Genomic DNA, 12,883 nt, shown 5'->3' with positions numbered 1-12,883 from the left:
CACGCTAGGGGCGAAATGATTCGACGCCCGTCGAATCATTTCCGGCCTCAGCGGTCGGGCAGCGCGTGCTCGACGATGGGACGGCGCGGATGTGGCTCGCGGACACCGCGTTTGGCCGCCACGTACACCTGGGCGGTCTCGGCGGCCACGGTGTGCCAGTCGAAATCCGAGGTGAGCCGGTCGCGGGCGGCGATCGCGCGGTCCTGCGCAGCCTCGGGATCGTCGAGCACGGCACGCACGGCGGCGGCCAGCCCGGCCACATCGCGCGGCGCGAACGACATCCCGGTCTGCCCGTTGATCACAGCTTCGCCGAGGCCGCCGACATCGGAGGTGACCAGCGGGGTGCCGGTGGCGGCGGCTTCCAGTGCCACGATGCCGAACGGTTCGTAATGGCTGGGCAGCACGGCGGCGTCGGCGGTGTGCAGCGCGGCCACCAGCTCGTCGTGGCCCAGCCGTCCGACGAATCGGGTGGCCTTGAGCACCTTGTGCTTTCGGGCCTCTTCGACGAGCCACTCCTGCTGGGTGCCGTCACCGGCGACGGTCAGCGTGGTGCCCGGATGCGCCCGCCGGATGCGGGGCAGGGCGGCGATCGCGTCGTGCACGCCCTTCTCGTACTCCAGGCGCCCGACGTAGAGCAACTGGGCCGGGCCCTGCCGGGGCCGCCGCCGCGCGAACGGCCACAGCGCGGCGTCGATCCCGTTGCGGATCACCCGGGTCTCGGCCAACCCGGGCCCGAACAGTTCGGTGATCTCGTCGCTCATCGACGCCGAACACGTGATGAGCGAATCGGATTCACGCACCAGCCAGGACTCCACCGCGTGCACCTGGCGGCTGATCCGGCCCGACACCCACCCGGAATGCCGGCCGGCTTCGGTGGCATGGATGGTGGAAACCAGTGGTACGTCGAAGTATTCGGCCAGCGCGATCGACGGATGGGCGACCAGCCAGTCGTGGGCGTGCACCAGATCCGGCTGCCACGGCTCGCCCGCGTCATCCTTGATCCTCAGGCCGGCACGCACCATGGCGTGGCCCATCGCGAGCGTCCAGGCCATCATGTCGGTGCCGAAGTCGAACTCGTGCGGGTCCTGGGCGGCGGCGACGACACGGACCCCCTCGCTGACCTCGTCGGTCGACGGGTGCGTGCTCGGGTCGGTGTCCGACGGCCGCCGGCTCAGCACCACGACGTCGTGGCCCGCCGCGACGAGAGCGGTGGCCAGGTGATGCACATGCCTGCCGAGACCGCCGACAACCACCGGCGGGTACTCCCACGACACCATCAGGATTTTCATGGTTGTGCGCTTTCTCGGCGGGGTGGTCATCTGGGGAGTCTGCGGGCGTCGAGCGAGCCGAACAGTCCGTCGGCCTTGTTCCAGCCGTCGGCCAATCGCTGCGCGTGTTCGCCGCGGCCCGACGCCAGCGCGTCACAGATCTCGCGGGTCGCGTGGGCGTGCAGGTGTGCGCGGTACCGCGCGTAGTCGGCGGCCGAGTCCTTGCTGACCATGAACGGCCAGTCGCTGGACACCGTGAGCAGGGTTTCGCGCAGGATCTGGTCGGCGACGTGATCGCGTGGTGTGGGGGAGCCCACCGCGGCGTTCTGGGTGAGGGCCTTGTCCACCGTGCTCAGGGCGGTGTCGACGACCTCGGCGTTGAGCTGCACGAGGTCGCTCACCTTGTCACCGTTCCACACCTGCCAGTCCTTGCCCGAACCCCATGAGCTGGGCGGCAATTCGACCGGGGCGCCGACGAATCCGTCGGCCTTGGCGTCGGCGAGCGTGCCCACGCGCACACCGGCCTCCGGCAGGGCCCGCAGCACGCGCTCGAGCCAGGTCGGGCCCTCGTACCACCAGTGGCCGAACAGCTCGGTGTCGAAGGCCGCGATCACGTGGGCGGGCCGGCCGATGCGCTCGCTCTCGCGAAGCAGTCGCCGCCGCACGACGGTGACGAAGTCCGCGACGTGGTCGTCGATGGCGCGGTCGGCGCGCTGCGGGTCGTACGGTGCCTTGTCCTCGGACGCCACGTTGCGTCCCGTGACCCGGGCCGGTTTGAGGCCGGTGGTGTGATCGTAGGTGTGGAAGTCGCGGTAGGCGGCGTGGCCGGGGTAGCCGGATTTGGGCGACCACACGCGGTAGCTGACCTGCAGGTCGCGCCCGAAGGCGATGACGTCGGAGTCGCCGACCGGGCGGCCCAGTGCGGTGTCGCCGTGCAGTGACGGGCCGTCGACCATGAAATGGCCCACACCCGCTGCGGCGTAACCGGTTTCCATTCCCGGCGCGTACGCGCATTCGGGCGCCCAGATGCCGCGCGGGGTGTGTGCGAAGCGTGCCCGGGCGTCGGCGAGCCCCTCGCGCAGTGCGAATTCGCGCAGTCGGGGGTTGAGCAGCGGCTGAAACGGGTGCGCCAGCGGGCCGCCGAGCAGTTCGATGGTGTCGGCGTCGATCAGCTCGCGCAACAGCGGGCTGGCACCGTGCCGCCACAGGGTGGTGAAGTCATCGACTGCCGCGCCGGCTTCGGCGTGTTCGCGAATCCCGAACTCGCGCAATCCTTTCCGGTCGCCCAGCGTCGTGGCTTCCAATGCGCGCAGCTGCCAGTTGGCCAGCCAGTGGTGCATACCCGTCAGGCAGTAGGGGTCGTCGAGCTGTGCGGTGACCACCGGCGTCATGCCCAGCGTGATCAGGTGGCTGCGGTCCTCGGCGGCCAGCGTGCGCAGCACGCGCATCAGCGGCAGGTAGGCCGCCGACCACGATTGGTAGAGCCACTCTTCGCCGACCGGCCAGCGACCGTGATGGGCCAGCCATGGCAGATGGGTGTGCAGGACCAGGGTGAAAAGCCCCGGCACCGGTTCCGCTGCCGGGGCACTCACGGGCGTACCGCGATCGCGATGAGGTCGAGGCTGTCATCGATGTCGCGTTCGGTGGCCGACGTGATGTCGAAGTCGTCGGTGGACACCGCGGCGACATCGGCCAGCAGTTGTTCGGGCCAGGGTGCGTCGGCCACCGCGCGGGCCACCTGAGCGTCGATGATCGACCCGCCGTGGCGGGCGTCGAGCGTGGCCAGGCCGGCACCGTGAAAGACCCCGGACACGCCTTCGATGTGGAATCCGGCGTCCTGCAGCAGTTCGGTGAGCTCGGCGGCGTTGAGTTCGCGGGTGTGGAACGGGTTGAGCGGGGTGTCGCGGCCGGGGGAGAAGGTGATCCGGTTGGGGGTCGACACCAAGAACAGGCCGCCGGGCCGCAGCACTCGATAGCACTCGGCGACGAACTGTGCCTGATCCCACAGGTGCTCGATGACCTGGAAATTGACCACAACGTCGACAGAACCGTCCGCCAGCGGAAGTTCGGCGAGATTGCCGTGCCGGATGTCGACGCGGGGGTAGCGCGCCCGCACGTGGGCGACCGTCGCTTCGTCGTAGTCCAGGCCGATGACCGTGCGGGCGACCCCCGCGATCAAGTCGGCGCCGTAGCCTTCGCCGCAGCCGGCCTCGAGCACGTCGCGCCCGGCGCAGCGGTCGGCCAGCCGCTGGTAGACCACCTCGTGCCGACGGAACCAGTAATTTTCCTCGGCCAGGCCGGGGATGGTGCGCTCGCCCGTCAGGGGGAGGGCGTCTTCCGGACCGTCAACAAATGTGCTCATTGGAAGGCAGGCTAACCCAGTCGACCGGTTGGTGGCCTACTGGCGAACAGTTCCCTCTTGCATGCGTGTGATAGTGGTCACTGCGTACCAGGCACGACCAGCTATGGTGTTCCTGCGAACTCCGTAAGTTACCGACTAGTAACATGGGGTTGTCGCAAAAGCGTAAACGGTTGGCCGGTCCCCGGCCCCACTAGGAGGACGAACCAGAGTCATGACGAACATTGTGGTCCTGATCAAACAGGTCCCAGATACTTGGTCGGAGCGCAAGCTGTCCGACGGCGATTTCACCCTCGACCGTGAGGCCGCTGACGCCGTGCTCGACGAGATCAACGAGCGTGCCGTCGAAGAAGCACTGTTGATCAAGGAGCGTGAGGGCGGCGACAGCACCGTCACCGTGCTGACCGCCGGTCCGGAGCGCGCCACCGAGGCGATCCGCAAGGCACTGTCCATGGGTGCCGACAAGGCCGTGCACCTCAAGGACGACGGCCTGCACGGCTCCGACGTCATCCAAACGGCGTGGGCGCTGGCCCGCGCACTGGGCACCATCGAGGGCACCGAACTGGTCATCGCCGGTAACGAAGCCACCGACGGCGTCGGCGGCGCGGTCCCGGCCGTCATCGCCGAGTACCTGGGCCTGCCGCAGCTCACCCACGTGCGCAAGCTGACCGTCGAAGACGGCAAGGTCACCGCCGAGCGCGAGACCGACGACGGTGTCTTCACGCTGGAAGCTCCGCTCCCGGCCGTGGTCAGCGTCAACGAGAAGATCAACGAGCCCCGCTTCCCGTCCTTCAAGGGCATCATGGCCGCGAAGAAGAAGGAAGTCACCGTGCTCACCCTCGCCGAGATCGGCGTCGAGGCCGACGAGGTCGGCGTTGCCAACGCCGGGTCCAAGGTGCTGTCTTCCACCCCGAAGCCGCCGAAGACCGCGGGCGAGAAGATCACCGACGAGGGCGACGGCGGTACCAAGGTCGCCGATTACCTCGTGGCTCAGAAACTCATCTAGCAGCTGCTTCCATCGAATCTAACGAGACGCGAAAGACATAACGAGAAATCCCATGGCTGAAGTACTTGTGCTCGTCGAGCACTCAGAGGGTGGCCTGAAGAAGGTCACCGCCGAACTGATCACCGCCGCTCGCGTGCTGGGTGAGCCCGCTGCCGTCGTGGTGGGCAAGCCGGGCACGGCAGCACCGCTGGTGGACGGCCTGAAGGCCGCCGGCGCCGCGAAGATCTACGTCGCCGAATCCGATGACGCCGAGAACTACCTGATCACCCCGGTGGTCGACGTGCTCGCCGGGCTGGCCGAGACGGCAGCACCCGCAGGCGTGCTGATCGCCGCCAGCGCCGATGGCAAGGAAATCGCCGGACGGCTCGCGGCCCGCATCGGTTCGGGTCTGCTGGTCGACGTGATCGAGGTCCGCGAAGGCGCGGTGGGCGTCCACAGCATCTTCGGTGGCGCGTTCACCGTCGAAGCCCAGGTCACCAGCGACACCCCGGTCATCACCGTGCGCCCCGGCTCGATCGAAGCCGCCCCCGCCGACGGTGCCGGTGAGGTCGTCAACGTCGAGGTTCCGGCCCAGGCCGAGAACGCCACCAAGATCACCAAGCGCGAGCCCGCCGTGGCCGGCGACCGCCCCGAACTCACCGAGGCCACCGTCGTGGTCGCCGGTGGTCGTGGCGTCGGCAGCGCGGAGAACTTCGGCATCGTCGAGGCGCTCGCCGACTCGCTCGGCGCCGCCGTCGGTGCCTCGCGCGCCGCGGTCGACTCGGGCTACTACCCGGGCCAGTTCCAGGTCGGTCAGACCGGCAAGACCGTGTCGCCGCAGCTGTACATCGCGCTGGGCATCTCCGGAGCGATCCAGCACCGCGCCGGCATGCAGACCTCGAAGACGATCGTCGCGGTGAACAAGGACGAAGAGGCGCCGATCTTCGAGATCGCCGACCTCGGCATCGTCGGTGACCTGTTCAAGGTCACCCCGCAGCTCACCGAGGCCATCCAGGCTCGCAAGGGCTGACGTCCGACTCGTACGAAAGACCCCGGCGCATCCGATGCGTCGGGGTTTTTCGTCGTGCGCACACCTCTGCAGAACCACCGAGGACTACGGACTTTCCAGGGTTTGAATCCGGCCGTGCGCTGACAGGCTGGATGTCGTGACGGGTCGCGGCTGATTCCGGCCGCGAGGTGTTCGGGTGGATCCTCGCCACGGTGGGACCACGCCAGAGAAAGGTGTTCGCACAATGAAAATCACAGTGATCGGGGCCAGCGGCCAGATCGGTTCGCGGGTCGTGCGGCTGCTCACCGAAGCCGGCCACGACGTGGTCGCCGCCTCCCTGTCGTCGGGTGCCAACGTGGTCACCGGTGAGGGTCTGGTGGCGGCACTCAGCGGCGCCGAGGTCCTCGTCGATGTCGTCAACTCGCCGTCGTTCGACGATGGACCGGTGATGGACTTCTTCACCGCGTCCGCACAGAACTTGACTGCCGCCGCGCAGGAGACGGGTGTGGGCAATTACGTCGCGCTGTCCATCGTCGGGGCGGACGGCTTGCCCGACAGCGGCTACATGCGGGCCAAGGTGGCCCAAGAGAAGATCATCACCGAATCCGGCCTGCCTTACACGATCGTGCGCGCCACGCAGTTCCAGGAGTTCGCCGAGGCGATCACCGACACTCTCGTGGTCGGCGACGAGGTGCGCGTTCCCGACGCCCGGATCCAGTTGATCTCGGTCGACGATGTCGCCGCCGAGGTGGCCAAGGCCGCCCAGGCCGGGCCTGTCAACGGAATCGTCAACATCGGTGGACCCGAGAAGCTATCGTTCGCCGACATGGCCCGTGCGGTGCTTGCCAAGCGAGGCGACGACAAGCCGGTGGTGATCGACCCACAGGCCACGTACTTCGGTACCGCCGTCGATGACCACAGCCTGGTCACCGGTGACGACGGAATTCTCGGCTCAACCCAATGGCTCGCGGCGCGCTGACATGACCATTTCCGCAGAGCGCGAAAAAGCACTGCACGACGCGATGACCGTGCTCCAGACGGTCAAGCCGCCGTTCATCCCGGCAGACGCCGAGGTGATGACGACGATCATCGAATGGCCGGCCGGGTCACCCGGGGCGCCGCCGCACCGACATCCCGCCGGCCCGGCATTCGGCTATGTGCTGGAGGGAGAGATGCTCTTCGAACTGGAAGGCGAAGCCCCGCGGGTGATCAAGGCGGGGGAGGCGTTTTGGGAGCCCGGCGGCGACGTCATCCACTATTCCGACGCCAACAATCGAGACGACGTACCGCTGCGCTTCCTGGTCAACATGCTGTGCGTGCCCGGCCAACCGATGCTCGTCGTCGTCGACGACGATGAACTCGAGGCCCGCAAGGACCGACGAGTCCGCTGATGGCCGAGTTCTCCGACGTCGTCAGGTCGCGGCGATCATCGCGAATGTTCCTGCCGGACAAGGCTGTTCCGCGGGAGCTGCTCGATGAGGCGCTTGCCCTTGCGATGCGGGCGCCGTCGAACTCCAACACCCAGCCGTGGCAGGTGTTCTTCGCCACCGGTGAGCGGCGCGTCCGTCTGGTCGACGCGCTGCTCACCGCGGTCGACACCACGCCCCCGGCGGTGGGTACCGCCGGGCTACCGCCGCGATTCGCGCACCTGCGCCGCGAGGCCGGGGCCCAGGTGTACGGCGCGATGGGAATCGCCCGTGACGACGCCGCGGGCCGCTGGGCGGCGCAGCGGCGCAACTGGGAATTCTTCCGCGCGCCGGTTGCCGGGGTGGTGTGTATGCACCGCGATTTCGGCAATGTGGACGCGATGGGCGTCGGGATGTTTCTGCAGACGCTGATGCTGGCGTTGAACGAACGGGGTCTGGGTAGTTGCGTACAGGTGTCGATCGGGTTCTATCCCGATGTGCTACGTGAACAACTAAGTATCCCAACCGATCTGACGATCCTGTGCGGGATCTCGATCGGCTACGTCGACGAGGCATTTCCCGCCAACCACCTGGACACACCGCGCAATCCGGTCAGTGAGAACGTGGTGTTTCTCGACGACTGAGCGCCCAGTCCAATTCGTCACCTAGCGATCACGGACATGTCACGCTGGCGACGCCATCCGGCGACCCGGCTGGGCGACCGTGCTGGTTATGAGCACTTCATCTGTACTCATCGCCGCAGACCGTCCTACCCCGTCGGCGGATTCGCCGCGCTATTCGCTGTTGTTGTCCACCGATGCCGAGCTGATCGACGCAGCGCAACGGCTGCGTCACGACGTGTTCACCGCGGAGCCGGGATTTGCCCTCGCCGGTGCCATCGATGGCCGGGACGCCGACCGGTTCGACGAGTACTGCGATCACCTGCTGGTGCAGGACGAGGACTCCGGCGAACTGGTCGGCTGCTATCGCATGCTGCCGCCGCCGGGCGCGATCGCCGCGGGCGGGCTCTACACCGCCACCGAATTCGACGTGACGGGTCTGGACGCGCTGCGTCCGTCGCTCGTGGAGATGGGCCGCGCGGTGGTGCGCAACGACCACCGCAACGGCGCCGTGGTCCTGCTGATGTGGGCGGGCATCCTGGCCTACCTCGACCGGTGCGGCTACGACTACGTCACCGGCTGTGTCTCCGTGCCGACGGCGGGCACCGCCGACGGCCCTCCCGGAACCCAGATCCGCGGCGTGCGCGACTTCGTGCGCCGCCGCCATGCTGCGCCGCAGGAGTTCACCGTGTACCCGTACCGGCCCGTCGTCCTCGACGGCAAGGGCCTCGACGACATCGATCCACCGACGCGGACCTCGGTGCCGCCGCTGATGCGCGGTTACCTGCGGCTGGGCGCGCAGGTGTGCGGCGAACCGGCCCACGACCCCGACTTCGGGGTGGGTGACTTCCCGGCCCTGCTCGACAAGCGCCGGGCCGATGTTCGCTATCTCAAGCGCTTGCGCTCTGTGTCGGCGGCAGCCGATATGGCCGATGGGATGGGGTCGTGACCGTCCCCCGGACGCGAGGAGGACAAACAGAGCCCCGGACGCCGGAAGCGCAAATCAGCGCCTGCGAGCATTCGTGGCTGCCCAAGGCCTCGTGTGACGCCAGCTGTGTGCAGGCGGGCAGTGCCGACACCGGCCGTCGGCCGGTCGTCTGGGTTCGCACCACCGTGCGGGTCGTCATGGCGCTGCTCCTGGCGCCCGGTGTGCCGCTGCTGGCCGTGCCGTTGCCCGGACGCTCGCACGTTCAGCGGTTCTACTGCCGAATGATGCTGCGGTGCTTCGGCGTGCGGATCAGCGTGTCGGGCGGGCCGATCCGCAACCTGCAGGGTGTGCTGGTGGTCAGTGGCCATGTGTCGTGGCTGGACATCTTCACCATCGGGGCGGTGCTGCCGGGATCCTTTGTGGCCCGCGCCGACCTGATCGAGTGGCCCGCACTGGGCCGGCTGGCCCGCATCATGAAGGTCATTCCGATCGACCGGGGCAGCCTGCGCCGGTTGCCCGCTGTGGTCGACACCGTCGCGCAGCGATTGACCGACGGTCACACCGTGGTGGCGTTCCCGGAGGGCACCACCTGGTGCGGGCTGGCCTACGGGCAGTTCCGGCCTGCGATGTTCCAGGCCGCCATCGACGCGGCCCGGCCGGTGCAGCCGCTGCGGCTGACCTACCGGCATCGCGACGGCCGCCAGTCCACGGTGCCCGCCTTTGTCGGGGACGACACCCTGCTTGCGTCGGTCCGGCGCGTCATCACCGCACGTCGCACGGTGTGCCACGTGCACGTTGGTTCGCTGCAGCTGCCCGGAGAGGACCGTCGCGATCTGGCCGCGCGCTGCGAAGCCGCGGTGCGTGCCGAGCAGATTCTGCCGACCGCACCCGCTCACGCCTTGGTGGCCTGACCGGCGATTCGGGGCGCTCGCCGGGTGGCGGCTATCCTGGGAACGTTATGACCCCTTCCCCAGGTAGGACGGTCTACCTCGATCACGCCGCCACCACCCCGATGCATCCCGCCGCCATCGAGGCGATGACCGCTGTGCTGGCCACCGTGGGTAACGCATCGTCACTGCACGGATCCGGCCGGCAGGCCAGGCGCCGGATGGAGGAATCGCGGGAGACGCTGGCGCAGCTGCTCGGGGCGCGGCCCTCCGAAGTGATCTTCACCGCCGGCGGCACCGAAAGCGACAACCTCGCGATCAAAGGCATCTACTGGGCCCGCCGCGACGCCGAGTCCGCGCGGCGGCGGATCGTCACCACGCCCGTCGAACACCACGCCGTGCTGGACGCAGTGGAGTGGCTGGTCGAGCACGAGGGCGCCGAGGTGACGTGGCTGCCGGTCGGTGCGGACGGCGCGGTATCGCCTGAGGCTCTGCGGGCAGCGCTGCAGGAGCACGACGACGTGGCTCTGGTGTCGATCATGTGGGCCAACAACGAGGTCGGCACCATCATGCCGATCGCCGAGCTGGCGGCGGTCGCCACGGAGTTCGGTATCCCGATGCACAGCGACGCGGTCCAGGCGGTCGGTCAGGTCCCGGTGGACTTCGGTGCCAGCGGACTGTCCGCGATGAGCGTGACCGCGCACAAGTTCGGCGGCCCGGCGGGTGTCGGTGCGCTGCTGCTGCGCCGCGACGTGGCGTGCGTACCGCTGCTGCATGGCGGCGGTCAGGAACGTGATATCCGTTCCGGCACACCGGATGTGGCCGGGGCGGTCGGTATGGCGACGGCCGCGAAGATGGCGATCGACGGTATGGCGGCCAACAGCGCACGGGTTCGGGTGCTGCGGGACCGGCTGATCGAGGGGGTGCTGTCGGCCATCGACGACACGTACGTCAACGGCGCCGCTGACGAAGGCCGACTTCCGGGCAACGCTCACTTCACTTTCCGTGGCTGCGAAGGCGATTCGCTACTGATGCTGCTCGATGCCAAGGGCATCGAATGTTCGACGGGCTCGGCTTGCACAGCAGGGGTGGCACAGGCCTCGCACGTGCTCATCGCCATGGGCGCCGATTCGGCCACCGCCCGGGGTTCACTGCGACTGTCGTTGGGACACAACAGCACTGACGCCGACGTGGAGGCCGCGCTGGAGGTTTTGCCCGCCGCGGTGGAGCGGGCCCGGCAGGCTGCGCTGGCGAGCGCGGGAACGGGCCGGTCATGAGGGTTCTGGTCGCGATGAGCGGCGGCGTGGATTCGTCGGTGGCCGCCGCCCGCATGGTCGACGCCGGTCACGACGTCGTCGGTGTGCATCTGGCGTTGTCGTCCGCGCCCGGCGCGCTGCGCACCGGATCACGCGGATGCTGCTCCAAGGAGGATGCCGGTGACGCCCGGCGCGTCGCCGATGTGCTCGGCATCCCCTTCTACGTATGGGATTTCGCCGACCGGTTCAAAGACGACGTGATCGACGACTTCGTCGAGGCCTACGCGCGCGGAGAGACCCCGAATCCGTGTGTGCGGTGCAACGAGCGCATCAAGTTCTCGGCACTGTCGGCCCGCGCATTGGCACTGGGTTTCGATGCCGTGGCGACCGGTCACTACGCGCGCCTTCAGGACGGCAGGCTGCGCCGCGCGGTCGACGCCGACAAGGACCAGTCCTATGTGCTGGGTGTGCTGACCGCCGAGCAGCTGCGGCATGCGCTGTTCCCGATCGGTGACACGCCCAAGACGCAGATCCGGGAGGAGGCCGCTTCTCGCGGTCTTGCGGTGGCGGCCAAGCCGGACAGTCACGACATCTGCTTCATCCCGTCGGGAGACACCCAGGCGTTCCTCGGCGCGCGTATCGGGGTGCGCCGCGGCTCGGTGGTCGACCCCGAGGGCACCGTGCTCGCCGAGCACGACGGTGTCCATGGCTTCACCATCGGACAGCGCAAGGGCTTGGGGATACCGGGCCCCGGGGCCGACGGCAGGCCGCGATACGTGACCGCGATCGACGCGGAAACCGGGACCGTGCACGTCGGGTCGGCCGAAGATCTCGAAGTGCGGTTGCTGGTGGGCGAGAAGCCGGTCTTCACCAGCGGCGTGCCATTCGACGGGCCGGTGGAATGCCGGGTGCAGGTGCGGGCGCACGGCGGCGTCACCGACACCGTGGCCGAGCTGCTCGACGGTCGGCTGGTGCTGAACCTGCGCGCCCCGCTGCGCGGCGTCGCCCCCGGGCAGACCATGGTGCTCTACCGTCCCGACGCGGACGGCGACGAGGTCATCGCCAGCGCCACCATCGCACGCGCGTGAGCGCTTTCGCAGCGGCGACCGGTATCGGGTCGTGGCCGGGCACGGCCGCGCGGCAGGCCGCCGAGGTTGTCGTCGGCGAACTGCACACACTGACCCATCTGGTCGAACTGCCGGCTCGTGGTATCGGCGCCGACATGATCGGCAGGGCCGGGGCGCTGCTGGTGGACATCGGCATCGACACCGTGCCTCGCGGCTACCGCATCGCACCGGGCCGTAGCGCCGCGCTGCGTCGTGCGGTGAGCCTGCTGGGCGAGGACATCGACGCGCTCGAGGAAGCCTGGGAGAAGGCCGGACTGCGCGGCAGCGGGCGCGCCGTGAAGGTGCAGGCGCCCGGGCCCATCACGTTGGCCGCTCAGCTGGAATTGTCCGGCGGGCACCGGGCCATCACCGATCAGGGCGCGTTGCGGGACCTGGCTGCATCCCTGGCCGAAGGGCTCGCACAGCACCGCGCGGAGGTGGCGCGCCGGCTGGACACGACGGTGGTGGTGCAACTCGACGAGCCGTCGCTGCCCGCTGCGCTGGCGGGGCGGTTGACGGGCGTGACCAGTCTGTCTCCGGTGCATCCGGTCGACGAGACCGTCGCCGTGAGCCTGCTCGACGGTTGTGCCGCGCAGGTGGGTGCGCAGACCGCGGTGCACAGCTGCGCACCCGACTTGCCGTGGAAAGGCTTGTTGCGCAGCGGCGTTCACGCTGTCTCCGTCGACGTGTCGACCCTGACCGCGGCCGATCTGGATGGCATCGGCGAGTTCGTCGACTCCGGTCGCACGGTGCTGCTCGGGGTGGTGCCCACCGTGGCGCCCGAACGCAGGCCGTCGGTCGAAGAGGTCGCCAAGGCTGTCGTGGCGGTGACCGACCGGCTCGGTTTCGCCCGTGGCGTGCTGCGGGACCGCATCGGCATCACCCCGGCGTGCGGGCTGGCCGGCGCGACGCCCGAGTGGGCGCGGATCGCCTACGGGCTGGTGCAGAAGGCCGCTGACGGCTTCGCGGTCGATCCGGAAGGAATCTGAACCCCAGAAGCAACCAAAAGGTTGCGCATCGAGGCGTTTGCGATTAGCGTGATAGGCAACTGAAAGGTTG

13 protein-coding genes are annotated in these 12,883 nt (G+C 68.7%); 10 read left to right on the top strand and 3 right to left on the bottom strand.

Annotation, left to right across the window (positions count from 1 at the left end):
- Positions 1-47: 47 nt before the first annotated feature.
- The 3 genes from RMCB_RS27225 to RMCB_RS27215 are packed head-to-tail and all read right to left on the bottom strand — an operon-like array spanning position 48 to position 3,630.
- Positions 48-1,289, bottom strand: a complete 1,242-nt coding sequence (locus RMCB_RS27225; RefSeq protein WP_062831236.1) for a glycosyltransferase family 4 protein — start codon at positions 1,287-1,289, stop codon at positions 48-50.
- Positions 1,290-1,315: 26 nt separating this feature from the next.
- A complete protein-coding gene (locus RMCB_RS27220) occupies positions 1,316-2,860 on the bottom strand; it encodes a 1,4-alpha-glucan branching protein domain-containing protein (protein WP_062831235.1) in 1,545 nt (514 codons plus the stop codon).
- On the bottom strand, positions 2,857-3,630 hold the full coding sequence (locus tag RMCB_RS27215; RefSeq protein ID WP_062831234.1) for a class I SAM-dependent methyltransferase: 774 nt from the start codon (positions 3,628-3,630) through the stop codon (positions 2,857-2,859). Before RMCB_RS27215 ends, RMCB_RS27220 begins: the two co-directional genes overlap by 4 nt.
- Positions 3,631-3,841: 211 nt before the next feature.
- Here RMCB_RS27215 and RMCB_RS27210 point away from each other — a divergent pair, with 211 nt between their 5' ends.
- The 10 genes from RMCB_RS27210 (at position 3,842) to RMCB_RS27165 (ending at position 12,813) form a co-directional block, all read left to right on the top strand.
- A complete protein-coding gene (locus tag RMCB_RS27210) occupies positions 3,842-4,633 on the top strand; it encodes an electron transfer flavoprotein subunit beta/FixA family protein (protein WP_029366086.1) in 792 nt (263 codons plus the stop codon).
- 52 nt (positions 4,634-4,685) lie between these two features.
- Positions 4,686-5,642, top strand: coding sequence for an electron transfer flavoprotein subunit alpha/FixB family protein (locus RMCB_RS27205; RefSeq protein ID WP_029366085.1), 957 nt, complete (start codon positions 4,686-4,688; stop codon positions 5,640-5,642).
- 223 nt (positions 5,643-5,865) lie between these two features.
- Positions 5,866-6,600, top strand: coding sequence for an SDR family oxidoreductase (locus RMCB_RS27200; RefSeq protein ID WP_062831233.1), 735 nt, complete (start codon positions 5,866-5,868; stop codon positions 6,598-6,600).
- Position 6,601: 1 nt separating this feature from the next.
- Positions 6,602-7,012: a cupin domain-containing protein gene (locus RMCB_RS27195; protein WP_062831232.1), complete on the top strand. Its 411-nt coding sequence runs from the start codon at positions 6,602-6,604 to the stop codon at positions 7,010-7,012.
- A complete protein-coding gene (locus tag RMCB_RS27190; RefSeq protein ID WP_062831231.1) occupies positions 7,012-7,671 on the top strand; it encodes a nitroreductase in 660 nt (219 codons plus the stop codon). The genes RMCB_RS27195 and RMCB_RS27190 overlap by 1 nt, the downstream gene beginning before the upstream one ends.
- A gap of 88 nt (positions 7,672-7,759) precedes the next feature.
- Positions 7,760-8,596 carry a GNAT family N-acetyltransferase gene (locus RMCB_RS27185; protein WP_062831230.1) on the top strand — a complete coding sequence of 279 codons (837 nt, stop codon included), beginning with the start codon at positions 7,760-7,762 and terminating at the stop codon, positions 8,594-8,596.
- 53 nt (positions 8,597-8,649) lie between these two features.
- Positions 8,650-9,486, top strand: coding sequence for a lysophospholipid acyltransferase family protein (locus RMCB_RS27180; RefSeq protein ID WP_062831261.1), 837 nt, complete (start codon positions 8,650-8,652; stop codon positions 9,484-9,486).
- Between the two features lie 47 nt (positions 9,487-9,533).
- On the top strand, positions 9,534-10,739 hold the full coding sequence (locus RMCB_RS27175) for a cysteine desulfurase family protein (protein ID WP_062831229.1): 1,206 nt from the start codon (positions 9,534-9,536) through the stop codon (positions 10,737-10,739).
- On the top strand, positions 10,736-11,806 hold the full coding sequence (mnmA, locus tag RMCB_RS27170) for a tRNA 2-thiouridine(34) synthase MnmA (protein ID WP_062831228.1): 1,071 nt from the start codon (positions 10,736-10,738) through the stop codon (positions 11,804-11,806). Before RMCB_RS27175 ends, mnmA begins: the two co-directional genes overlap by 4 nt.
- Positions 11,803-12,813: a uroporphyrinogen decarboxylase/cobalamine-independent methonine synthase family protein gene (locus tag RMCB_RS27165; RefSeq protein ID WP_062831227.1), complete on the top strand. Its 1,011-nt coding sequence runs from the start codon at positions 11,803-11,805 to the stop codon at positions 12,811-12,813. Before mnmA ends, RMCB_RS27165 begins: the two co-directional genes overlap by 4 nt.
- Positions 12,814-12,883 lie beyond the last annotated feature (70 nt).

The organism is Mycolicibacterium brisbanense, from assembly GCF_001570425.1.
Classification (GTDB): Bacteria; Actinomycetota; Actinomycetes; order Mycobacteriales; family Mycobacteriaceae; genus Mycobacterium; species Mycobacterium brisbanense.
This window is presented reverse-complemented; position numbering and strand designations above follow the sequence as displayed.